General features: G+C 73.9%; 25 protein-coding genes. 12 read left to right on the forward strand and 13 right to left on the reverse strand.

All coding sequences use genetic code 11. From position 1 onward, the window contains the following. Nucleotides 1-27: 27 nt before the first annotated feature. Both ACSDG8_RS11635 and ACSDG8_RS11640 read right to left on the reverse strand, forming a co-directional pair. On the reverse strand, nt 28-420 hold the full coding sequence (locus ACSDG8_RS11635) for a cupin domain-containing protein (RefSeq protein ID WP_210893686.1): 393 nt from the start codon (nt 418-420) through the stop codon (nt 28-30). A 256-nt stretch (nt 421-676) separates the two neighbouring features. Beyond that, on the reverse strand, nt 677-1,081 hold the full coding sequence (locus ACSDG8_RS11640) for a hypothetical protein (protein ID WP_210943203.1): 405 nt from the start codon (nt 1,079-1,081) through the stop codon (nt 677-679). Nucleotides 1,082-1,290: 209 nt separating this feature from the next. Between ACSDG8_RS11640 and ACSDG8_RS11645 the strand changes: the two genes are divergently transcribed. Next, nucleotides 1,291-2,382, forward strand: a complete 1,092-nt coding sequence (locus ACSDG8_RS11645) for a beta family protein (protein ID WP_247678373.1) — start codon at nt 1,291-1,293, stop codon at nt 2,380-2,382. A 1-nt stretch (nt 2,383) separates the two neighbouring features. On the opposite strand, the gene ACSDG8_RS11650 is transcribed toward ACSDG8_RS11645, so the two are convergent. Continuing rightward, entirely contained in the window at nt 2,384-2,665 is a 282-nt protein-coding gene (locus ACSDG8_RS11650; RefSeq protein ID WP_210893684.1) for an iron-sulfur cluster biosynthesis family protein, read from the reverse strand. Nucleotides 2,666-2,856: 191 nt separating this feature from the next. Between ACSDG8_RS11650 and dacB the strand changes: the two genes are divergently transcribed. Next, complete coding sequence (gene dacB / locus ACSDG8_RS11655) at nt 2,857-4,440, forward strand: D-alanyl-D-alanine carboxypeptidase/D-alanyl-D-alanine endopeptidase (RefSeq protein ID WP_210893682.1); 1,584 nt, start codon at nt 2,857-2,859, stop codon at nt 4,438-4,440. Between the two features lie 22 nt (nt 4,441-4,462). On the opposite strand, the gene ACSDG8_RS11660 is transcribed toward dacB, so the two are convergent. The 5 genes from ACSDG8_RS11660 to ACSDG8_RS11680 form a co-directional block, all read right to left on the reverse strand. Then, the gene (locus tag ACSDG8_RS11660; protein ID WP_210893680.1) at nt 4,463-4,774 is read right to left on the reverse strand and encodes a hypothetical protein; all 312 of its coding nucleotides are present in this window, start codon (nt 4,772-4,774) and stop codon (nt 4,463-4,465) included. A gap of 88 nt (nt 4,775-4,862) precedes the next feature. Next, nucleotides 4,863-5,771, reverse strand: a complete 909-nt coding sequence (locus tag ACSDG8_RS11665; protein ID WP_439427867.1) for a hypothetical protein — start codon at nt 5,769-5,771, stop codon at nt 4,863-4,865. Nucleotides 5,772-5,891: 120 nt separating this feature from the next. Then, nucleotides 5,892-6,821 (reverse strand): hypothetical protein, encoded by a 930-nt coding sequence (locus ACSDG8_RS11670; protein WP_247688390.1) that lies wholly within the window; start codon nt 6,819-6,821, stop codon nt 5,892-5,894. A 1,042-nt stretch (nt 6,822-7,863) separates the two neighbouring features. Next, complete coding sequence (locus tag ACSDG8_RS11675; protein WP_210893675.1) at nt 7,864-8,316, reverse strand: pyridoxamine 5'-phosphate oxidase family protein; 453 nt, start codon at nt 8,314-8,316, stop codon at nt 7,864-7,866. 43 nt (nt 8,317-8,359) lie between these two features. Next, a complete protein-coding gene (locus tag ACSDG8_RS11680; protein WP_210893673.1) occupies nt 8,360-8,953 on the reverse strand; it encodes a pentapeptide repeat-containing protein in 594 nt (197 codons plus the stop codon). Nucleotides 8,954-9,008: 55 nt separating this feature from the next. Between ACSDG8_RS11680 and ACSDG8_RS11685 the strand changes: the two genes are divergently transcribed. Further along, complete coding sequence (locus tag ACSDG8_RS11685) at nt 9,009-10,241, forward strand: serine hydrolase domain-containing protein (RefSeq protein WP_210893671.1); 1,233 nt, start codon at nt 9,009-9,011, stop codon at nt 10,239-10,241. A gap of 54 nt (nt 10,242-10,295) precedes the next feature. Further along, nucleotides 10,296-10,937: an NAD(P)-dependent oxidoreductase gene (locus ACSDG8_RS11690; protein WP_210893668.1), complete on the forward strand. Its 642-nt coding sequence runs from the start codon at nt 10,296-10,298 to the stop codon at nt 10,935-10,937. 31 nt (nt 10,938-10,968) lie between these two features. On the opposite strand, the gene ACSDG8_RS11695 is transcribed toward ACSDG8_RS11690, so the two are convergent. After that, nucleotides 10,969-11,433 carry a PPOX class F420-dependent oxidoreductase gene (locus ACSDG8_RS11695; protein ID WP_210893654.1) on the reverse strand — a complete coding sequence of 155 codons (465 nt, stop codon included), beginning with the start codon at nt 11,431-11,433 and terminating at the stop codon, nt 10,969-10,971. Nucleotides 11,434-11,464: 31 nt separating this feature from the next. Continuing rightward, nucleotides 11,465-12,106, reverse strand: coding sequence for a DUF6642 family protein (locus ACSDG8_RS11700; RefSeq protein ID WP_210893652.1), 642 nt, complete (start codon nt 12,104-12,106; stop codon nt 11,465-11,467). Nucleotides 12,107-12,362: 256 nt separating this feature from the next. Between ACSDG8_RS11700 and ACSDG8_RS11705 the strand changes: the two genes are divergently transcribed. Then, nucleotides 12,363-13,142, forward strand: coding sequence for a D-Ala-D-Ala carboxypeptidase family metallohydrolase (locus tag ACSDG8_RS11705; protein ID WP_210893650.1), 780 nt, complete (start codon nt 12,363-12,365; stop codon nt 13,140-13,142). 241 nt (nt 13,143-13,383) lie between these two features. Here ACSDG8_RS11705 and ACSDG8_RS11710 read toward each other — a convergent pair whose 3' ends face one another. The 3 genes from ACSDG8_RS11710 to ACSDG8_RS11720 form a co-directional block, all read right to left on the reverse strand. Next, nucleotides 13,384-13,971: a hypothetical protein gene (locus tag ACSDG8_RS11710; RefSeq protein ID WP_210893648.1), complete on the reverse strand. Its 588-nt coding sequence runs from the start codon at nt 13,969-13,971 to the stop codon at nt 13,384-13,386. A gap of 108 nt (nt 13,972-14,079) precedes the next feature. Then, a complete protein-coding gene (locus tag ACSDG8_RS11715) occupies nt 14,080-14,688 on the reverse strand; it encodes a response regulator transcription factor (RefSeq protein ID WP_247678399.1) in 609 nt (202 codons plus the stop codon). 59 nt (nt 14,689-14,747) lie between these two features. Next, nucleotides 14,748-15,980 carry a sensor histidine kinase gene (locus ACSDG8_RS11720; RefSeq protein WP_210893644.1) on the reverse strand — a complete coding sequence of 411 codons (1,233 nt, stop codon included), beginning with the start codon at nt 15,978-15,980 and terminating at the stop codon, nt 14,748-14,750. A gap of 132 nt (nt 15,981-16,112) precedes the next feature. Between ACSDG8_RS11720 and ACSDG8_RS11725 the strand changes: the two genes are divergently transcribed. From ACSDG8_RS11725 to ACSDG8_RS11755, 7 genes are all read left to right on the forward strand, one after another. Then, the gene (locus ACSDG8_RS11725; RefSeq protein WP_210893642.1) at nt 16,113-17,012 is read left to right on the forward strand and encodes an ABC transporter ATP-binding protein; all 900 of its coding nucleotides are present in this window, start codon (nt 16,113-16,115) and stop codon (nt 17,010-17,012) included. Beyond that, nucleotides 17,009-17,794 (forward strand): ABC transporter permease, encoded by a 786-nt coding sequence (locus tag ACSDG8_RS11730; RefSeq protein ID WP_210893640.1) that lies wholly within the window; start codon nt 17,009-17,011, stop codon nt 17,792-17,794. The genes ACSDG8_RS11725 and ACSDG8_RS11730 overlap by 4 nt, the downstream gene beginning before the upstream one ends. Nucleotides 17,795-17,796: 2 nt before the next feature. Beyond that, complete coding sequence (locus ACSDG8_RS11735) at nt 17,797-18,501, forward strand: YqeB family protein (protein WP_210893638.1); 705 nt, start codon at nt 17,797-17,799, stop codon at nt 18,499-18,501. 153 nt (nt 18,502-18,654) lie between these two features. Continuing rightward, entirely contained in the window at nt 18,655-19,497 is an 843-nt protein-coding gene (locus ACSDG8_RS11740) for a CDP-alcohol phosphatidyltransferase family protein (RefSeq protein WP_247678370.1), read from the forward strand. After that, a complete protein-coding gene (locus ACSDG8_RS11745; protein ID WP_210893634.1) occupies nt 19,494-21,293 on the forward strand; it encodes a sulfatase in 1,800 nt (599 codons plus the stop codon). The genes ACSDG8_RS11740 and ACSDG8_RS11745 overlap by 4 nt, the downstream gene beginning before the upstream one ends. A gap of 13 nt (nt 21,294-21,306) precedes the next feature. Beyond that, nucleotides 21,307-22,062 carry an FkbM family methyltransferase gene (locus ACSDG8_RS11750; protein WP_210893951.1) on the forward strand — a complete coding sequence of 252 codons (756 nt, stop codon included), beginning with the start codon at nt 21,307-21,309 and terminating at the stop codon, nt 22,060-22,062. A 37-nt stretch (nt 22,063-22,099) separates the two neighbouring features. Then, entirely contained in the window at nt 22,100-22,639 is a 540-nt protein-coding gene (locus tag ACSDG8_RS11755; protein ID WP_210893632.1) for a DUF1697 domain-containing protein, read from the forward strand. Nucleotides 22,640-22,671: the final 32 nt, after the last annotated feature.

Genomic DNA, 22,671 nt, shown 5'->3' on the forward strand with positions numbered 1-22,671 from the left:
CGCGACGGGGCCCCGCCCGGCGACCGTTCAGGAGGTGGGCGGCTCGTCCTCGCCGGCCTCCTCGGCGGCGTCCGCCTCCTCCTTCGTCTTGTGCACCGCGCCGTCGGCGTGCTCCGGCGGGCCGTAGACGGTGTAGAGGACCAGCGGGTTCGGCCCGGTGTTGACGAAGTTGTGCTTCGTGCCGGCCGGCACGACCACCAGGTCGCCGGAGACGACCTCCTTCTTCTCCCCGGCCACCCGCGCCTCGCCGGTGCCGCTGACGAACGTGAGGATCTGGTCGACGCCCTCGTGGACCTCCTCGCCGATCTCGCCGCCCGGCGGAATGGTCATGATGACCAGCTGGGTGTGCTCCCCGGTCCAGAGCACGCGGCGGAAGTCGGGACTCTTCTCGGCGACGGTCGCGATCGTGAAATGCTCCATGACCCGCTCATACCCCGTACGCACGCCCGCCACGCCGAGAGTCGCAGATGGTGGAATTCCCCACGCCGGCCGGGTTTGGATCCCGTCGGAAGGGGCATGTGCTGCCGACAAGACCGGTGCGGGACGGGCCGGTCGAGCCAAGTCCCCGCTGGCGTACCGCCTGTACGGCTGCGGCGGTGGGAGACGGCCCGAGCGCGGCGACGTTACGACCGGAGGTCGTGCGGCGCCGTGCGCTCGTCTGCGCGCCCGTTCCGCCTCAGGCGAGCACGGCCAGGTGAAAAGGGCGGTCCGCGTGGCCGCTCGTGCCGTGCGTCTCCACGAAGACGGCGTTGGCGATGCCGGACCGGGGCGCGACCGTGATGACGCCCTGCGGCGCGAGCCCGCCGGGCTTGGCGGGGCCGACGGTTCCGACGTACGCCGCCGCGGCGACGTCCTGGTCGAACGCGACCTGGTACATCCCGGCGGCGAGCCGGGTGGCCGAGGTGGCGCCGAGTCCGCGTACCAGCGTGCCGTTGGCGTCGACCACCGCGAACAGCACGCGGGCGGTGGCCGGCAGTCCCAGGGCCGCACACGAGTTGATCTCGGTGTCGGCGCGCGCGGCCTCCCGCATGCCCGGGATCGGCTGGCCGGTGGTTTCCCTCCTGCCTCTGCGGCTGGGCATGGTGATCCTCTCTCCCGCCGGTACGCCGGCAGGAGGCGTTCGTGCGCGTCCGGGCGATCGTCGGCGGTCCCCCTCGGTGATTCCGACGCTATGTCGGCGCACCGCCCGGCAACCAGCCGCAGACCTGTCCGATCAAGGACAGTGCGCGCCTCTGACCTGGGAAAACGGCTGCCATATGACGCAGAGCGATCGGCTGGCTACATTTAAGTATGGCGCAGTCGCCCCGAGTTCCGGTCTACCGCCCGGTGCTGGCCGCGCGGCGCGGTGAGCTGGAGGCGCTGTCCCATCTCGACGGAGCCTCCGCCGCGCTGCTCGCACCGGTCCTCGACGTTCCGGCGGACGCACCGTCCATCGTGGACTCGCTCGCACGACTGCCCGACGAGCTGCTGCCCGCCGTCGACGTGTCGGCGCTTCCGGACGCCCCGGAACACGATCCGGCCCGCTGGGGCGTACCGCTGGTGCCGGTCGTCGGGCTCGCGGACAGCGACCGGCGGCTGGCCGCGCACGGCGCGGCGGCGCGGGCCTGGACGCGCCACGCGGTCGTCCGGCTGCGCACCGGCCCGGACCGCAGCGGGCCGGACGCCGCGACGGCCGCGGCGGAGCGGGTGTGGCGGCTGACCGGCCTGGTACCGGAGCAGTGCGACCTGCTGCTCGACGCGGGGGACGTGTGCTGCACCGCCGACGTCCGGCTGGCCGAGCCACGGGTGCGGCGCGCGGCGGAATGGGCCCGGCGGCACGCCTGGCGCTCGGTGACGGTGGCGGCCGGCGGGATGCCGCCGGCCCTGTCCCGGCTCCCGGTGGACGAGCCGGTCCGGCTGGACCGGTACGACTGGTCGCTCTGGCAGCGCCTGGCCGACCTGGACCTCGGGTACGGCGACTACGGCGTGAGCTGCGCGGTACGCGGCGCGGACGAGCCGGGCGACCGGGTGCCCACGCTGCGCTGGGCCACCGACGACGCGTGGTGGGTCTACCGCTGGTCGCGGCGCGGCGGGCGGGGCGACGAGCGCTTCGCCGACCTGTGCCGCACCGTGACTGCCGCTCCCCACTGGCCGGCCGCCGGAGCCGGCTTCTCCTGGGGCGACCACGAGATCGTCCGGCGGGCCCGGCGCGGCGCGGGCGCGGGTTCGCCGGCCAACTGGATGGCGTGGAGCACCTCGCACCACCTGGCGCAGGTGCTGGCCGCACTGGTCCGACCGGAACGGGACCAGCGCGGCCGGGCGTGGTGGGCCGACCCGGACGCCCCGGAACGGGGACGTACCGGCCGCTCGCCGCGCGGCGGGGAGTCCCGCCGCGCCGGCTGACTCACTCCTTCTCGGTGAACCCGAACTGCACCACGCCCTCGTCGTCGACGACCGCGTCCACCGAGGTGTCGTTCAGCAGTTCGGCGGCGTCGGAGTCGAGGAAGATCCGCGCCCCCTCGGTGTCCACCACCTGGTCGCCCCCCACCGGCTCCGGCACCAGTTCGATGGAGAGCGAACCAGCCTCGGTGTCGGCGGCGATGCGCAGCCCGCCCGCGTCGCCGACGTCCTGCTGGGCGGCGAGGTCACGGATCACCAGGACGGCGTTGTCGGTCATGGTCAGCATCGCTGAACTCCTCATGGCTGGATGTCGGATTCGCGCGGGCGACAAGGCCCACGTGCAGGTCTTTCCCTCCCTCGGCCCGGCGAATCCCTAGGCTGGGGGCAGGGACGGCGCACAGCGCCGCCACGTCTCCTGGCGATAACCTTTCACACCGGAGTCTTTCCCGCAGGAAATCTCCATGGCAGCATCGGCACATGCATCGTCGCCTATTTCCCCGGGCGCTCGCGGTGCTGGTGCTGGTCGCCACCGCGGCCACCGCCGGCGCCACCACCGCCACGGCCGAAGCGCCCACCCCCGCGCAGACCCGGTTGCACGCCACCATCGACGCCGTCCTCGCCGACAGCCGGCTCGACGGGGCGCAGGCAGGCGTGGTCGTCGTCGACACCACCACCGGCCGCACGCTGTACGACCGCAACGGGACGCGACGGCTCATCCCCGCCTCCAACACCAAGCTGTTCACCTCGGCCGCGGCGATGGAACTGCTCGGACCGGGCCACCGCTTCACCACCGACGTGAGCACCGACGGGCCGCGCCACGCCGGCATGCTCTCCGGCGACCTCTACCTGCGCGGCGGCGGCGACCCGACCATCCTCGCCGCCGACTACGACCGGCTCGCCGAGCAGGTCGCCGCCGCCGGCGTACGGGTCGTCGCGGGCAACCTGGTCGCCGACGACACCCGGTACGACCGCGACCGGCTCGGCCCGGACTGGACCTGGGACGACGAGCCCTACTACTACGCCGCGCAGGTGTCCGCGCTCACCGTGGCCCCGGACACCGACTACGACGCCGGCACGGTGATCGTCAACGCCGCGCCGGGAACGCGGGCGGGCGCCCGGCCGAAGATCACCATGACGCCGGACAACGGCTGGCTGCGCATCGAGAACCGGGCCGAGACGGTGGCCGAGGGCGAGACCACCATCTCCTTCGAGCGCGAGCACGGCGGCAACACCGTGGTGGTGACCGGCCAGATCGCGCTCGGCCACGCCACCGAGAGCGACTGGGTGACGGTCTGGGAGCCGACCGGGTACGCGGCCGACGTCTTCCGGTCCGCGCTGCGCCGGCACGGCGTACGGGTGCTCGGGCGGACCGTGCTCGGCACCGCCACCCCGGACACGGCCAAGCCGCTGGCCCGGCACGACTCGATGCCGCTGGCCGACCTGATGGTGCCGTTCCTCAAGCTCTCCAACAACGGCCACGCCGAAGTGCTCACCAAGGAACTGGGCCGGGTGCTCTCCGGCTCCGGCACCTGGGCCGCCGGGCTCTCCGCGATCAGCGGGTACGTGGGCGACGCCGGGGTGGACACCGGCACGCTGCGCCAGCGTGACGGCTCCGGCCTGTCCCGGCGCAACCTCGTCCCGCCCGGCCAGTTCGTCACGCTGCTCTCGGCGGTCCGCGCCGAACCGTGGTTCGGCACCTGGTACGCCGCGCTGCCGGTGGCCGGCAACCCGAACCGGCTCGTCGGCGGGACGCTGCGCAGCCGGATGAGCGGGACCGCCGCCGCGAACAACGTGCACGCCAAGACCGGCAGCCTGACCGGCGCGTCGGCGCTCTCCGGTTACGTCACGAACGCGGACGGCCGGCTGCTGGCGTTCTCGATCGTGCTGAACAACTACCTGACCTCGTCGGTGAAGGGCCTGGAGGACCAGATCGCGATCGCCCTCGCCGGGTACACCGAGAGGGAGACGGCCGCTACCCGGCGGGCCGTGCCGGCCGCGCCGGAGTCGCCGCGCGTACCGGAAGGGCGGGAGTGCTCCTGGGTCAAGCCGGCGCTCTGCTGACCGGGGCCGTACCGCCCCGGTGCTAGGCGCCGGGGCGGTACGGCTGCGGGCCGGCGGCGGGGTCACCCCGCTCGACGAGCGCGTCGATCTCGGCCGCCGGCAGCCCGCGCAGGGTGAGCACCCGGCGGCCCCAGCGGTGCAGCCGACACGGGTGCGGGCTGGCGTCGTTGCGGCAGATGGTCCCGCCCGACCAGGCCCGCGGCGCGTGCACCACCACCGCCCGCACCGCGAACTGGACGTCCTCGACCGTCACGTACGGCGGCATCGGGATCTCGCGCAGCACGTCACCGTCGGCGCGAGGGCGGGCGGGGGCGACGGGAGCAGGGCCGGTCATCGGTCGTGCCTCCACAGAGGATGGTCGGACGGGAACAACGGAAACCTACGACGCCCGGCCGGGTACGCGACGGACAAACTGTCCCCGCTCAGCGCAGCGCGACCGCCTGGAGGCTGACGTTGCCGCAGTCCCCGAGGGACTCCTCCACCGTCCAGTTCATCAGCAGCTTGGCGCCGCGCGGCCCGCGGAACCTGATCGTGAACTCGGTGGTGTTCGCCGTGTGCGGATCCTCCATCCGCAACGTGGTGGTCGGCCCGCCGCTGGAGACACGCACGTCGAGGCGGCCCCGGGCCATCCACAGCCCGGCGTACAGACGCACCGTGCGCTGCTGCCCGTCGGCGGCCACCGACAGGTTGAACCCGCTGCTTCGGTGACAGGTGTAGACGCCGGACATGGTGCCGCTGGCCGACGCGACCGGGTTGCCGTCGCGCCAGGCGTACGCCTCGGGGTTGTTGCTGAAGCTCTGCCGCCGCCCCCGGCCGCCCTCGTCGCGGATCTCACCGGAGCCGCCCCGCTTGCGGACCGTCCGGTCGGCGCCGGTGAGCCCCCAGTGGACCCAGTCGGTGGCGCCCACGGCGGTGAGGTCGACGGTGGCCGGCACCTCGGCGCGGCTGACCGCGACAGTCGGGGGCGCGGCGGGCGGCGTGGGACTGGGTGGGGGCGTCGACGGGGTCGGGCTCGGCGACGGCGGCCGCTGCCGGGGCCGCAACCCCGGATTGACCACTGTGTCGTCGGCCTCGTTCGGCAGCCCGACCCGGCCGGGCGGCGCGGATGGCAGCCGGGCGTGCTCCTCGCGTGGCGCGTCGTGCCGCTCGACACCGAGGTAGAGCGCCAGCGACGCGAGGCAGAGCAACGCGGCGAGCCCTTCCAGCATCAGCCGCCGCCGTCGGCGCAGCCGCCGCAGCGCGGACCGGGTACGTGGAAGGCCGTGTCGGTGCGAGCCGTGACCGGCGCGCGAACGGTCCTCCTGACCCACCACACCCTCCGCTCCGGTCACGACACCGTCGGGAACGACCGGAGCGCGACGGGCTTCACGGTGTCACCGGGCGGCTCTTTGCGCCATATGTCAACCGACGGGCGTTTCCAGTTCGTTATCAAACGCCGGGAGCCGGGCGGCTCAGCTTACCGTGATCGCCTGCAGCGCCACCCCGTCGTTGTGCCCGCCGGTCACCGTCAGGGCGCGCCAGGTGATCATCAACCGATCCTCCCGGGGCGCCCGGAAGCGGATGACGTACTGGTAGAAGCGGTCGCCGGCGGCGAGGGCGACCTCCTGGACGGCCGGATCGCCGCCGCCGGAGAGCGACACGTCGAGCCGCGCGCCGGCCGAGAACGTGCCGACGAACAGCCGGACGGTACGCAGATCCCCGCTGCCGGCCACGGCGAGCGTGAAGCTCTTGCCGGCGCCCCGCTGGAAGACGCCGGCCCGGGTGCCCTCCTCCCGGGGCGTCGGCACCCCGTCGATCCACTGAAGATCCGTCACCCCGGCGTTGTGCTCCAGCCGCTCGCCGCCCGGATCCTGGATCTCGCCGGTGCCGCGCAGCTTGCGCTGGACGCTGTCCGCCCCGGTGCCACCCCAGTGCCGCCAGTCCCGCTTGCCGAGCACGGTGAGCGACAGCGACTCGGACAGCGGCTCCAGCTTCAGGTCCAGCAGCGGCTCACCCGGCGACACCGGGTCGCCGGGGACCGGCGCGACCGGTGCCTGATCGCTCGGTGCCGCCACGGGCGCGGTCTCCCGGGTCAGCGGGGGCGGCGCGGGCGATCGGACCGCGTACCCCAGCGCCGCCACCAGCCCGGTCACGGCCACCGCCGCCAGCACGACGCGGCGGCGCCGACGCCGGGCCCGGGCCGCGGCGACCCGGGTGGCCGGGGCGTCCGCCGGAGGGCGGACCGGGCCGAGCCGGGTCTTCGCCGTCCGGGCCACGGCGCGCAGCCGGACGCCGAGCTTGCCGGCGAGGCCGCCGGCCATGTCGACGAGCCCGCCGGCCAGGTCGGCGAGGCGCGCCGGGAGACTTTCCCGGGCGGAGTGCCGGCCCGGTCTCGGTTCCACCTCGGCTTCTTGCGGCGGGCCGGGTGCGGCCGGATCGTGCGCAGCGCCCGGTCGGACCGGCGACGGAGTGGAGAGGTGCAGTCCGATCGGAGCCGGCCCGACCAGCGGAACCCGGCCGCCGGGCGGGTTCGGACGCGGCTCGGTGCCGACCGGCGCAGCCGCCCCGGAGCCGATCGGACCCGGTCCGAGCGAGCCCGATCCGAGCGACCCAGGTCCGAGCGGACCCGATCCGGGCGAGCCCGGCCCGACCGAAGCTGGTCCGACCGAAGCTGGTCCGATCGAAGCTGGTCCGAGCCGGCCCGGAGTGAGCGGACCCGAAGCAGGCGAGCCCGGCCCGAGCGAGCCTGGAGTGAGCGGACCCTGGGCGAGTGGAGTCGGCGCAGGCGGGCTCGGTGCGGTCGGATCGGCCGGGAACGGGCCGGCGCCCGGAAGGTCGGGAGCGGGTGGGCCGGCGGTGCGCGGAGGCGGCCAGACAGCGGTACCGGGCGGATCCAGGTCCGCCAGAGGCGCCGGGTCGTCCGGTGAGCGCTCGTCGTCCGATGGCGTCACCGACCGGGGTCCGCCCGAATCACCGTCCCCGGGCAGGCGGCGTGGACCGGCGGGCCGCTCCGGCGCGTCTGCCGATTCGTCCGGTGTGGGCAGCCAGCCCCCGACCCGGATCCCGGTACGCGCGATGTCGTCCTCAGCCACCGACCCTCCCTCGGCCACCGGCGGCGAGCGGCCCGGCCCCGTGGCTCGCCGTAGGGAGAATGACACAGAACGCGATCTTGGAGAAGGCATCAGCCCTCGCAATTCCCACGCCCTCAGCGCTCGAAGCACCCCAGCAAAAGAGATCTTGGAAGACTTCGGCCCCCATAGGGGCCATTCCGTACCAAGATCTCCCGCGACCCCGACTCGGGCGGACCACACCCACCCCAGCCCACCCCCCACCAACCGTTGATCATGAAGTTAGCGGCGACAAATCAGACACCGAATGCCGCTAACTTCATGATCAACGCGGCTGGCAGAGGGCTCGGCAGGGCGGGGCGGGGCAGGGGCGGGGTCAGTGGCGGGTGCGGCGGTGCAGGCCCTGGGTGGGGTGCCAGCTTTCGATGAGCAGGTGGTCGGGTGGGTCGCCTACCCGGGTGAGCACCACTTCGGTCAGCTCGATCCGGAAGCGGTGTGAGCCGTCCTCGGCGGGCGGCTCCTCGTGCGCCCGGCCGGCGATCTTCGCGTCCCCGTCCCAGGTGGACGGGGCGTCGGGCGGGGCGTCCTCGGTGGGGCTGTGCAGCGCCACCCGAGGGTCGCGGCGCAGGTCGAGCGCCTTGACCGCGCCGGCCATGCTGCCCAGCCGCAACTGCCCGTCGTCACCGAAGTCGAACTCGGTGCCGCTGATCCGCGGCGAGCCGTCCCGCCGCAGCGTCGCCATCGTGCCGTGTTTGCGGACCGCGAACCGGGCGCGTACCCGCGCGGCGAACTCGGGTTCGGCCGCCAACAGATCGGACCACCATGTCATGCGCCCGATTCTGGCCGGGAAACCTGACAACCCGCGGCAGCTTTCAGCCGACCTGGAAACCGAGCGCCTGGACCAGCACCATCGCCTGTTCCGGGTCGATCCGCGCGCCGGAACGCTCGACAGCCGTCGGGTCGAGCGCGGACAGGTCGCTGCCGCGCAGGTCGGCCCGGGTCAGCTTGACGGCGTGCAGCTGCGCGCCGGACAGGTCCGTGCCGGTCAGCGTCGCGCCGGTCAGATCGGCGCCGCTCAGGTCGACCTCCCGCATCCGTACGTCGGTGATCCGCGCCCCGCGCAGGTCGGCGCCGGCGAGCGTGACGAACGACCAGTCGCCCCGGTCGACCCGCAGCGGACGCAGGTCGCAGCGGTCGAACGTGCTGCCGACCAGCTTGCAGCCGGTGAACTCGGCCTCGAAGAAGTTGCACTTGCTGAACGAGCACCTGGTGAACGCCGAGTCGGTGTGCCGGGAGGCGTTGAACGCGACGTTGCCGAACGTGCAGTCGGTGAAGACCGCGCCCCGGCTGACCGCCTCGGTCAGGTCGACGTGGAAGAACTCGCAGCGCACGAAGTGCCGGTCGGCCAGCTCCTCGGCGTACCAGTCCTGCTGGCGGTAGGTGACGTCCTCGACCGGCTCCGGCATGCCACCGACCCTAGTGACACTTCCGGGCCGCGGTACCGGCGGGTAGGTTCGCGTCGTGAGTGTCGCAGTGAGCACCGACCCCGGTCACGTCGGCTTCGATCCCGCCCGGCTCGCGCGGATCGACGAGCACTTCGCCCGGTACGTCGATGACGGCCGGCTCGCCGGCTGGCAAATCGTCGTCACCCGCCGCGGCGAGGTCGCCCACTCCTCGACGTACGGGCTGCGCGACCGGGAGGCCGGTACGCCGGTCGAGGCGGACACGCTCTGGCGTATCTACTCGATGACGAAGCCGATCACCTCGGTCGCCGCGATGATGCTCTGGGAGGAGGGCCGGTTCGAACTGAACGACCCGGTCAGCCGCTGGCTGCCGGAGTTCGCCGACGTCCGCGTCTACGACCGGGGGTCGGTGCTCAAGCCGTTCACGGTGCCGGCGGTCGAGCCGATCCGGATCTGGCACCTGCTCACCCACACCGCCGGCCTGACGTACGGCTTCGCCCAGGTGTCGGTGGTCGACGGCCTGTACCGGGCGGCGGGCTTCGACCTGGGCGTGCCGTCGGGCGCGGACCTGGCGGCCGCGTCGGCCGGGCTGGCCCGGTTGCCGCTGCTGTTCCAGCCCGGCACGAGCTGGAACTACGGCGTCTCCACCGACGTGCTGGGCCGCCTGGTCGAGGTGGTCTCCGGGCAGTCGCTCGACGCGTTCTTCGCCGAGCGGATCCTGGGCCCGCTGGGGATGACCGACACCCGCTGGTGGGTGGACGCGGCGGACGCGAAGCGCCTGGCCGCCCTCTACGCCCCGCACCCGGCCACCGGCCAGGCGGTACGCGCCGACGGGGTGGGCCGGGCCGCGCTGGCGGAGCCGACGTGGCACTCCGGTGGCGGCGGGCTGGTCTCCACGGCGGCCGACTACCACCGCTTCACCCAGTTCCTGCTGCGCGGCGGCGAGCTGGACGGGGTGCGCCTGCTGGGGCCCCGCACGGTGCGCTTCATGGCCCGCAACCACCTGCCCGGCAACCGGGATCTGGCCTCGTTCTCGCCGGAGGGCTTCGCCGAGACGATCCTCGACGGGATCGGCTTCGGGCTGGGCTTCGCCGTCGTGCTCGACCCGGTGCCGTCGCGCGTGCCCAGCAGCGTCGGCGAGTTCTACTGGGGCGGCCTGGCCAGCACCGCGTTCTGGGTGGACCCGGTGGAGGAGGTCACCGCGCTGCTGTTCACCCAGCTGATGCCGTCCAGCACGTACCCGCTGCGCAGCCAGTTGCGCCAGCTCGTCTACTCGTCGCTCGTCGACTGAGCCGGTTCGGCGGAACTCCCGCCGCCGACCGGTGGGCTGCCTAGCCTGTGAAACATGAGCGACATCGTCGTGTTCGGCGCCGGCGGGACGGCGGGCTCCCGGATCGCCGCCGAGGCGGTCGAGCGGGGGCACCGGGTCACAGCGGCGGTGCGGCGTCCGGAGGCGGTCGGCTACCTACCGCCAGGCGTACGCACGGTCACCGGCGACGCCACGTCGGCGCGGAGCGTACGCGAATTGGCGCAGGACGCGGACGTGCTGGTGGTGGCCATCGGCGGCGGCGAGCGGGACCTGTGGCGCGACGCCGCGCGGACGCTGGTCGACACGCTGCGTGAGTTGCCGGACCCACCTCGGGTGATCCACGTCGGCGGCGGCTCGACGCTGCTCACCCCGAAGGGCACCCGCTACCTGGACGAGCCGGACTTCCCGGAGGAGTACCGGGACTCGGCGCACGGCCAGGCCGACGCCCTGGAGTTCTACCGCTCCAGCGCCGACGGGGTGACCTGGACGTACGTCTCCCCGCCGCCGCTGGAGTTCCACCCGGGTGAGCGGACCGGGCACTACCGCACCGGCACCGACCAGCCGGTAACCGACGCGCAGGGCCGTTCGGTGCTCACCTACGAGGACCTGGCGGTGGCGATCGTCGACGAGATCGAGAATCCGCGGTTCGGCAACGCCCGCTTCACCGTCGCGTACTGATCCGGCGCGTCCTGATCCGGCGCGTCCTGATTCAGTCGGCCAGCCGGGCCGGGAAGCCGCCGGTGGCGATCGGACCCCAGGACTCGATCGTGACACGGATCAGCGACTTGCCCTGCGCGACCATTGCCGACCGGTACTCGTCCCAGTCCGGGTGCTCGCCGGAGATGCTGCGGAAGTACTCGACCAGCGGGTCCAGCGCCTCGGGCAGGTCGAGCACCTCGGCCACGCCGTCGACCTGCACCCACGGGCCGTTCCAGTCGTCGGAGAGCACGCACGCGGAGACGCGCGGGTCACGGCGGATGTTGGCGACCTTGGCACGCTCGGGGTAGGTGGAGATCACCAGCCGGCCCTCGGCGTCCACACCGCAGGCCACCGGGGAGGACTGCGGACGCCCGTCGGAGCGGGTGGTCATCAGCACGACGTGGTGGCGGGGGCGGAGGAACTCGATCAGGGCGTCCCGGTCGACCCGGGTGTTCTTCGCGATGCTGCGTGCCATGCCTCGGTTCTACCAGGCACGCCCGTCGTTCTCAGCGCGGACGGCCGGCGGACCGCTGCGCCGGGACCTGCTCGGGCACGCGCGGGCGGGCCGAGGGCCGCCAGGCGCGGCCGTTGGCGTAGATCACCCGGAAACCGAGGTACGCGGCGAGCGGCGCCCAGTGCGCCGAGCGCATCCGCAGCTCGGCGGCGTTGTGCCGCTGCCCGTTGGCGAGCACGTCGAGAAGCACCGTCTCGAACGCGGCCGACTCGACCCAGTCCACCTCGCGGGTGAAGCCGCAGATCAGCGCCGCGCCGGTGACGTCGAGGAACTCGCGCAGCGTGGCGTCGGACGCGCGCAGCACCGAGCAACTGCCGAAGTAGAGGCGGCGGCCCTCGCAGCGGCCGGCCATCCGCTCGGCCACGTCCGACAGCTCGACGGAGTCCCAGTCGGTGAGGCAGAGCCGGCTCGGCTCGCCGTGCATGGCGAAGAAGCCGACGCGGTGGTCCGCGTACTGCTTGAGCAGCCACCTGTCGACGAAGTAGAACAGCTCGTCGCGGGTGGCCGCGTCCTTGTGGATGTAGCGGATGCGGCCGAGCCGCTCCAGCAGGTCGAGCGTGGGCAGGACGGACCCGCGTTCGTTGAGGTCGCGGTGCCACTGCCCCTCGACGCAGAACACGCCGCCACGCGCCAACGCCCACCTCCCCGCCCGTCGAGGTCGCCGCCCGGTCCGGGAGCAGACGTTACCGGTCACCTCCGACGGGCAACAGCCGACAGCGCGTTCGCAAACAGGCACTATTCACAGCCAATATCCAGCAAACGGACGATGTGAGAACAATTTCCGCTAATCACCACGAAGAATCCTCGTACCTGTCACGGTGAGAGGGACGGGACGTACCGGTCGATGTGCCCGTCCCAACCCCAGTTCGCTCTGACATCGGGAGGACTCTGTGCGCGTCAACACCCTGAAGCGGGCGGCGGTCGCGTTCGCGCTGGCCCTGCCCGGGGCCGCCGTGGCGACAGTCGTCGCCGCGCCACCGGCGCACGCCGACGGCTGCTACACCTGGAACCGGACACTGTCGCAGGGGCGCTCCGGCGACGACGTCCGGCAGCTCCAGATCCGGGTGGCCGGCTGGGCCGCGTACAGCGGCATCGTCCGGATCGACGGCGTGTACGGCCCGGAGACGGCCGCCGCGGTCAAGCGCTTCCAGACCGCGTACGGGCTGCGCGCCGACGGCGTGGCCGGGCCGCAGACGTTCGCCAGGATCTACGACCTGCAGAAGGACAGCGACTGCACGCCGAAGCACTTCAGCTACGCCGAGCTGGACAACGGCTGCGGTAAGGGCGGGTGGGCCGGCGGCCCGCTCTCCGCGTCGGCCACCCGCGAGAACGCGCTGCGCACCATGTGGAAGCTGGAGGCGCTGCGGCGCAGCCTCGGCGACAAGCCGCTCTACGTGACGAGCGGGTTCCGCAGCATCGCCTGCAACCGGCAGGTGGGCGGCGCCGCGGACAGCCAGCACCTCTACGGCAACGCGGCTGACCTGATCGCCAAGCACCGCAGCCTCTGCGACATCGCCCGCTCGGCCCGCAGCCGGGGCTTCAGCGGCATCTACGGGCCCGGCTACCCGGACCACGACGACCACACGCACGTCGACTCGCGGCGGGAGAACAACCGGGACAAGTCGGCGAACGCGAAGGGCTGGTCCGCACCGGACTGCGGAGTCAAGTGACGCGGTGACGGCGGCCCGGCTCGGGGGTGGGGGCTCCCCGGCCGGGCCGCCGTCGGCATGCTCCGGCACGAACGACGCCACTCCGCGACGGGGCGCCGACGCGACCGGAACCGGGCGCCGGGCATCAGCTCCCCGAGCCGGAGCGGCCGGGGGTCAGCTGGCCCGGGGGAACCGGGCGAGGCGCGCGTCACCTCACCCGGACCGGGCGACGGGAGGGGACCGGTCGCCCGGCGGCAACAGGTCAGCTGGCCCGTGGCCAGCGGGGCCGGGCGGCGGGAGCCGACCGCCCGGCGACCGGCCGCAGGCCGGGCCGCACCGGCGGCGCGGTGACCCGCGGAACCGGACCGCGCGCCGCCTGGGCCGCGGCGGCGGGGCGGGCGACCTGACCCGGCACCGCCCGGGCCGGCTGTCCGGGCACAGGGCGGCCGGCCTGACCCGGCACGCCGGGCCGCGCGGCCTGACCGGGTACGCCCGGTCGCGCCGTCTGACCGCGGGCGGCCTGCCCCGGGGCCGGACGGGCGCCGGACGGTCCGGTCAGCACGAACGGGAACGGCACGTGCACGAACGGGTTGCCGTGCCGGATCAGCGCGTCGATCTGGCGGTCGTTGAGACCGTGTGTCTCCAGCACGCGCCGGCCCCAGCGATGCAACCGGCAGGGGAACGACGAGCCGTCGTTGCGGCACTTCGGCCCCGCGGGCCACTCCTCGGCGGCGTGCACCACCACCGCCCGGACCGCGAGGCGGACGTCCTCGGGGGTCAACGGCGCCGGTACCGGCACCTCGCCCAGGATCTGGTCGATGGGATCCGTCGACTGCTCACCAACTCGCACGGCAGGCCTCCCGCAGCTCGGCAGCGGTGCGGCAGAACGGCCGCACCACATCCTCGACCACTGGTACGGCCGGATGACGGCAGCAGTTCAATCCCGCCACGAGGCGAGTCAGACCAGGCCGGCGTCCTGGACGAGCAGGGCCACCTGTACGCGGTTGTTCAGATCGAGCTTCGTGAGCAGCCGCGACACGTACGCCTTCACCGTCGCCACGCTCATGAACAGCTCGGCGGAGATCTCCGCGTTGGTCCGCCCTCGGCCGAGCAGCACCGCGACCTCCCGTTCCCGTTCGGAGAGCCCGTCGAGCAGCCGTACCGCCCGCTCCCGCTTCGGGTCCGGGCCGGGCGCCGGGGCGGTGCCGGTGACGTGCGCGATGAGTTTGCGGGTCACCGCCGGGGACAGCGTCGCCTCCCCCGCCGCGACCCGGCGTACCGCCGCCACGATCTCGGCCGGCGGAGTGTCCTTGAGGAGGAACCCGCTCGCCCCGGCGCGCAGCGCCCGCAGCACCTGCTCGTCGGCGTCGAAGGTGGTGAGCACCAGCACCTCGGGCGGGTCGGCGGTGGCACGCAGCGCCTCGGTGGCGGCCAGCCCGTCGACCCGGGGCATGCGGATGTCCATCAGCACCACGTCCGGGGCGTACGCGGCGACGGCCTCGGGCACCTCGGCGCCGTCGGTGGCCTCGCCGACCACCGCCAGGTCGGGTACGCCGCCGAGGATCATCGACAGCGCGCCGCGGACCAGCGGGTCGTCGTCGACGATCAGCACCCGCACCGGGGCGCTCACTGCGCCGCCCAGGGCAGCCAGGCGGTCAGCCGGAACGTGCCGTCGGCGTCCCGCCCGTGTTCCAGGCGGCCACCGGCGAGCGTGACCCGTTCCGCGATCCCGACCAGGCCGGTGCCGGTGCCCGGGATCGCGGTGGCCGAGCTGCCCACCGGCCACGGGTTGCTGATCTCCACCGCCAGCCCGTCCCCCGGGCCGCCGGCGAGCCGGACCGTCACCACCGCGCCGGGCGCGTGCTTGCGGGCGTTTGTCAGCCCTTCCTGCACGATCCGGTACGCGCTGCGTCCGATCGCCGCGGGCACCGCCTCCGGCTCGATCACCTCGTCGACCACGGTGACCCGTACCCGGGCGTCGCGGCTCTCGGCGACCAGCGCGGGCACGTCGGCCAGCGTGGGCTGCGGCCGTTCCGGCGTGGCCTCGGAACCGACCTCGGCCCGCAGCACGCCGATCACCTCGCGCAGGTCCTGGAGCGCGGCGTGCGCGCTGGCCCGGATCACCCCGGCCGCCCGCGCCACCTCCTCCGGCGGCGCGTCCGGCCGGAACTCCAGCGCGCCCGCGTGCAGGCTGAGCAGGGAGATCCGGTGGGCGAGCACGTCGTGCATCTCCCGGGCGATCCGGCCGCGTTCGAGCTGCCGGGCCTGGTCGAGCCGGAGCTGCTGCTCGGCCTCAGCCCGCTCGGCCCGGTCCCGCAGGGACAGCACCAGCTGGCGGCGGGCCCTGACGAACAGCGCCCACGCCACCACCACGCCGATGAACAGCGCGGTCCAGATCACGGAGCCCCAGAACGGCATCGTCGGGTCGGGCCGTACGGCGAGGTAGACCGGCAGGCTCAGCAGGTTCCAGGCAACCAGGGCCAGGCCCACCGGCAGCGGCCGGTGCACGAGCACGGTGAACGTGATGACGAGCAACGCGAGACCGGAGGTGACCGAGAAGAACACGAGCGGCGCGGTGGCCAGCGCCAGCCCGATCGGCCAGCGCCGGCGCAGCCAGAGGGCACCGCTGACCCAGAGGCCGATCAGCAGGTCGACCTCCTCCAGCCAGGCCGGGCCGGCGTTGAGGCCGAACTCCGGGGTGGCGCTGGTGACGTCGCCGTGCGCGATCAGCACCCAGAGCAGCGAGGCCACGAACACCATGCCGTCCACGAACCAGTCCCGCGGCGTCCGCCGGGCCCGGGCGGGCACCAGGGACCCCGGCAGGAGCCAGGGATGATCGGGTACGGCGGCGCTGGTCACCCGTCCATGCTAGGAAGCCGTCCGGACCGGCTACCAGCTACCAAAGTCGACGTCTGCGGTGAACCGAGGTCGACGGCGGTGCCGACCGCCGGCCGCAGCGCGTGACCGGGTGGCCCCGGCAGGCTCGACGGCATGATCGAAGTCGACCAGCTCACCAAGCGGTACGGGCCGCACACAGCCGTCGCGGACGTCACGTTCCGGTGCGAACCGGGCACGGTGACCGGTTTCCTCGGGCCGAACGGCGCCGGGAAGTCCACCACGATGCGGATGATCTGCGGAATGACGCCGCCCACCTCGGGTGGCGCCACCGTCGCGGGCCGCCCCTACCGCGACCTGCCCAACCCGGGGCGCGAGATCGGGGTGCTGCTCGACGCCTCGGCGCAGCACGCCGGGCGCACCGGACGGGAGGCGCTCACGCTCGCCGCCCGCACGATGGGCGTGGACCGGGGACGGGTGGCGGCGGCACTGGACCGGGTCGGGCTGAACGAGACCGCCGCCCGGCGCCGCGTCGGCGCGTACTCCCTGGGCATGCGGCAGCGGCTCGGCCTGGCGCTGGCGCTGCTGGGCGACCCCCGGGTCCTGATCCTGGACGAGCCGGCGAACGGCCTCGACCCGGAGGGGATCTTCTGGATGCGCGGCCTGCTGCGCGACTTCGCCGACCGGGGCGGCACGGTGCTGCTCTCCTCGCACCTGCTGCGCGAGGTGGAGGCGGTGGCCGACCGGCTCGTGGTGATCGGCGGTGGCCGGGTGGTCGCCCAGGGCGGCAAGGACGAGCTGCTCGCGGGCGCCGGCACGCTGGTACGCGCCCGCGACGCGCATGCCCTGCGCCTGACGCTGGAGCGGGCCGCGCTGTCGGCCACCGCGGGAACCGACGGCGGCTACGTGGTCCGGGCCGAGCCGGGCCAGGTCGGCCAGGCCGCGGCGGACGCCGGACTGGTCCTCACCGAGCTGCGCCCGGCCGGCAGCGGCGGCCTCGAACAGCTCTTCCTCACCCTCACCGCCGGCGCGTCGACCAAGGAGGCCGTCCGATGACCACCACAGCCGTTCCCACCGCCCCGGCGCGGCACGAGCCCGCCGTCGCCGGCCCCTCGCTGGCCCGGCTGACCGCCGTGGAGCTGCGCAAGCTCGCCGACACCCGGGCCGGACGATGGCTGCTGATCACGATCGGGCTGATCGCCGCCGTGATCGTGGTGGTGCAGTTGTTCGTCCTCGACGCGCCGGACCAGACGTTCACCGCCTTCTTCACCCCGTCGCTGCTGCCGGTCGGCCTGCTGCTGCCGGTGCTCGGCATCCTCTCCATCACCGGCGAGTGGTCGCAGCGCACCGCGCTCACCACGTTCGCGCTGGTGCCCCGGCGGGAGCGGGTGATCGTCGCCAAGCTCGCCGCGGTGGTGCTCGCCGCGCTCGCGTCGGTGCTGGTCAGCCTCGTGGTCGCCGCGGTCGGCACGCTCGCCGCCCGCGCCACCGGCGGGGCGGGGGCCTGGACGTACGACTGGCAACTGCTGCCGCACGCGGCCGTGTTCCAGGTGGCGAGCGTGCTGATGGGCGCCGCCTTCGGTCTGCTGCTGCTGAACACGCCGCTGGCGATCGTCACCTATCTGCTGCTGCCCACCGTGTGGAGCCTGCTCGCCGCGATGATCTCCGCGCTGCGTGCGCCGGCCCGCTGGCTCGACACCTCGTACACGATGGAGCCGCTGCTCGGCGCCGAGATGACCGGCGGGCAGTGGGGCCGGCTCGGCGTCTCGCTGGCCGTCTGGGTGCTCCTGCCGCTCGCCGCCGGCCTGGTCCGTACGCTGCGCCGGGAGGTGTCCTGACCGTGGCCGCCTGGCAACCCGGCGAGGACGTCGTGGTCGACGGTGGGCGCGGCGAGCTGGTGCTGATGTGGGCGGGATTCCCGCTGCTGGGAGCGGGACTGGGCGCCGGGCTGACCGCGCTGTCCGGCTGGATCGCCGGGCTGCCCTGGTTCCCGTTCCAGGGCCTGTTCGAGCTGCTCGACGGGTGGCCGGACGAGCGCGCGTACCCGGTCGGGGCCGGGGTGGGCCTGCTCGGCGGCCTGTTCGTGGCGGTGGTGGCGGTTCGCGAGCGGCTGACCGTCACGGTCGGGCACCGGACGGTACGGCTGCACCGCGACGGGCACGGCCGGGACGTGGCCCGCGCCGACGTGGCGGGGGTGTTCGTCGACGGTGATGCGCTGGTCCTGCTGGGCACCGCCGGTGGCGAGCTGGCCCGGGAGAAGTCCGACCTGGACGCCGAGCGGTTGCGCGCGGCGTTCACCCGGCAGGGCTGGCCGTGGACCGGGCAGGACCCGCACCGCGACGCGTACCGGAGGTGGGTCGAAGGGCTGCCCGACCTGCCGCCGGGCGCGGACGCTCTGCTGCGCGCCCGGCAGCGGGCGCTCGACGACGGCTACGACGCCGAGACCCGGGAGCTGCACGGGGAGCTGGCCCGGCTCGGCGTCGTGGTCCGCGACGAGGGCAAACGGCAGTACTGGCGGCTGGCCCCCGGGCCGCCGTCGCGCTGACGGCCTCCGCTCCGGCGCCTGGTCCCGCGCAGCGCCCGCTGCGACGCCGGGGACGTGAGAAGTCACATCGCTGGCGCGTTTCCGGCATCAGAACGAACTGTTCGGGCATGTTCTCCGTACACAGGTGTGGTAAGTGACGTCTACCTCGGAGGCATGGTGTCCGCAGTTCGAACTGATCCATTCGCGGGGGCGATACTCCAGGTCGGCGTACTGGCGGTCCTGGCCGGCACGGTCGGCCTGAGCGCGTACGGCTGGCTGGCCGGTCTGCTCTTCGGGGTGGTGACGGTCGCGGCGCTCGGCTACGGGTTGCGCCGCTCGGGCGCGGACCGGCTCGGCCCGGCCGACTGGGTGACGCTCACCCGGGCGACGCTCGCCGGCGGGGTGGCCGCGTTGACTGTCGACTCGTTCCGCGGGCCGATCGCGGTGCCGGTGCTGGTCGTGCTGGCCGCCGTGGCGCTCTCCCTGGACTGGGTCGACGGGCAGGTGGCCCGGCGTACCGGCACGACCAGCGCACTCGGCGCCCGGTTCGACATGGAGGTCGACTCCTTCCTCGTCCTGGTCCTCTGCGGGTACGTCGCCGACCAGGTGGGCGCCTGGGTGCTGGTGATCGGCGCGATGCGGTACGTCTTCGTCGCCGCCGGCTGGGTGCTGCCGTGGATGCGCGGCTCGCTGCCGCCGCGCTACTGGCGCAAGGTGGTCGCCGCGACGCAGGGCATCGCGCTGACAGTGGTGGCGGCGGGCGTCCTGCCCCGGCCGCTGGCCCTCGCTGTGGTGTTCGGCGCGCTCGCGCTGCTCGTGGAGTCGTTCGGCCGTGACGTCGGCTGGCTGTGGCGGCACCGCGTACGGCCGGCGCTCCCGGCCGCGCCGGTCTCGCCCGCTCCGGTCTCGCCCGCTCCGGTCTCCCCTGCGCCGGTGGGCCACCGGTCCGGGTGGACGCCCGACAGGCATGTCCTCGCCGCGCGGCAGCCCGCCGAGGTCGGCGGGCGGCGCCGGTGACCGACCTGTCCCGGCCGGCCGACGGCGACGACGACGCCCCGGCCGGCACCGCGAACACGGGCGACAGCACACCGGACAGCGCCTCCGCCGACGCTCTGTCCGAGAGCGGCACGGCCGCCGCCACGGCCGAGAGCGGCGCCGCGACCGACAGCGAGACGAACGACCACGGTGACAGCGCCGTCGGCGCAGGGCGCGCCCGGCGGCTGCTCGGCGCGGCGGTCACCACGCTGGCCGGCGTGCTCGTGCTGGTGGCCCTGGTCGCGCCGAACGAGGTCAACCGGCTCACCTTTGGCGCGCTGCTCCGCATCCCGGTGGAAGGGCTGCTCGCCGTCGCCCTGCTGCTGGTCCTGCCGGCACGCCCACGCCGGGTGGTGGCCACGCTGCTCGGCGCGCTGCTCGGCCTGATCCTGGTGCTCAAGGTCACCGACCTCGGGTTCTCGGCGGTGCTCGACCGGCGCTTCGACCTGATCGCCGACTGGACGTTCCTCGGCGCGGGCGCGGAGTTCCTGTCCGAGTCGTACGGCGCAGCCGCCGAGGTGGGCGCGATCGTCCTGGCCGTGGTCGCGGCTCTCGCCGTACCGGTGCTGGTGACGCTGTCGGCGCGGCGGCTGGCCGGCGCCGCGGCCGCCCACCGCCGGGTGACCACGCGTGCCGTCACCGCGCTCGCCGCCGCCTGGGTGGTCTGCGCCGTGCTCGGCGCGCAGATCGTGCCCGGCGTCCCGGTCGCCGCGGACACCGTCGCCGCCGACGTCTTCGACCGCGCCCGGCAGGTGCGGGCGGGCCTGAACGACAAGGAGACGCTGAGCACGCAGCTCGCCGGTGACCCGTTCCGGGACGTGCCGGGTGAGCAGATGCTCACCGCGCTGCGCGGCAAGGACGTCCTGTTCACGTTCGTGGAAAGCTACGGCCGGGTCGCGCTGGAGGACCCGGACCTCGCCCCGGAGGTGGACGCCGTCCTCGACGAGGGGACCCGGCAGTTGCGCGCGGCCGGCTACGCCAGCCGCAGCGCGTTCCTCACCTCGTCCACCACCGGCGGTGGAAGCTGGCTCGCGCACGCCACGCTGATGAGCGGCATCCGGACCGACAACCAGTTGCGCTACACCAACCTCGTACGCAGCGACCACCTGACCCTCAACGGCGCGTTCAAGCGCGCCGGCTGGCGGACCGCGCTCGTCATGCCGGCGCTCAACCGGGCCTGGCCGGAAGCCGCCTTCTTCGAGCCCGACACGCTGTACGGAGCCAAGGAACTCGGCTACAAGGGACCGCTGTTCAGCTTCTCCTCGCCGCCGGACCAGTACACGCTGTCGGCGTTCCAGAGCCGCGAGCGCGGACCCGGGCGCGCCCCCGTGATGGCCGAGATCCCGCTGCTCTCCAGCCACCTCCCGTGGACGCCGGTGCCGCCGCTCGTGGACTGGGACGACGTCGGCGACGGCTCGGTGTACAAGGGGACGGCGCGCGCCGACCGCTCGGCGGAGGGCACGCGGGAGGCGTACCAGCGGGCCGTCGTGTACTCGCTGCGCACGCTCATCTCCTACGTGCAGCGCTACGGTGACGAGAACCTGGTGCTGGTGTTCCTCGGCGACCACCAGCCCGCCCGCGCGATCACCGGCGACGGCGCCGGCAAGGACGTGCCGATCACAGTCGTCGCGAAGGATCCGGCCGTACTCGACCGCATCGCCGGATGGGGCTGGCAGGACGGGCTCAACCCCGACCCGCAGGCCCCGGTCTGGCCGATGGAGTCGTTCCGGGACCGGTTCCTACGGGCGTTCGGACCGCAGTCCACCACTCACAGTTAGGGGTGTCGTGACGATGCTCGCGCGGGCCTGGGGGATCACCCGCTCCCTGGCCGTCTACCACGGTCAGCCGGCCAAGCACCGGCGTGCCCGGCAGCTCTACGGGCAGTTCCTCTCCCCCGGCGACCTGGCCTTCGACATCGGCGCCCACGTCGGCGGCCGGGTCCGCACCTGGCGGCGGCTGGGCGCGCGGGTGGTCGCGGTGGAGCCGCAGCCCGACTGCCTGCGGGTGCTGCGCCTGGGCTTCGGGCGGGACGCCGACGTGGTGATCGAGCCGACGGCGGTCGGGGCACGGTCCGGGAGCGCGCGGCTGGAGCTGTCGTCCGCGACGCCGACGGTGTCCACCATGTCGTCGTCCTGGATCGAGTCGGTCACCGCCGATCCGAGCTTCGCCGGGGTCCGCTGGGACCGGTCGATCGAGGTGCCGGTGGTGACGCTCGACGACCTGGTCGCGCGGCACGGCGTACCGGCGTTCTGCAAGGTCGACGTCGAGGGCTTCGAGGTCGACGTGCTGTCCGGGCTCACCCACCCGGTGCGCGGACTGTCCTTCGAGTACCTGCCCCCGGCGCACGACGCCGCGCTGGAGGCGCTGGATCTGGTGGAACGGCTGGGCGCGTCGGCGGGCGGCTACCGCTACAACTACTCACCGGTGGAGACCATGCGTTTCGCGAGCGACAGCTGGCTGGACGCGGCCGGGCTGGTGCGCCTGCTGGAGACGTACCGGCCCGCCGGCCGCTCCGGCGACGTCTACGCCCGGTTGTCGGCCTCCTGACGTAGGGTCGGCCCCGAGCACGAGTCGAGGAGGGCCGATGGCCAGGTACGCCGCCCTGCTGCGGGCCGTCAACGTCGGGGCCAACAAGCTGGCCATGGCCGACCTGCGCCGCGTCGTCACCGACCTCGGTCACACCGACGTCAAGACGTACCTGCAGAGCGGCAACGTGGTCTTCACCAGCCCACCTGCCCGGGCGGAGACGCTGGCCGAGGGCATCACGAACCGGCTCGCCGACGACCTGGGCCTGCGGGTGCCGGTGCTGGTCCGCGACGGGGACGAGCTGGCCGCGGTGGCCGCCGCCAGCCCGTACGCGGGCCGGCAGGACGACCACACGCGGGTGCTCGTGGTGTTCCTGTCGGCCGCCCCCACCGCCGCGAAGGTGCGCGAGCTGGCCGTGCCGCCGGGCGAGACGATGGAGTACGAGGTGATCGGCCGGGAGGCGCACCTGCACTTCCCGGCCGGCGGCTACGGGCGGACGAAGTTCACCGCCGCGTACCTGGAGAAGAAGCTGGGTGTGGTGGCGACGGCCCGCAACTGGCGGTCGGTGCTGGCCCTGCGCGACCTGACCGCCGCCTGAGCGCCTCTCCTCAAACCGGCCGGCGGCACCTA

It is taken from the genome of Micromonospora sp. LA-10, assembly GCF_051853095.1.
Lineage (GTDB): Bacteria > Actinomycetota > Actinomycetes > Mycobacteriales > Micromonosporaceae > Micromonospora > Micromonospora echinospora_A.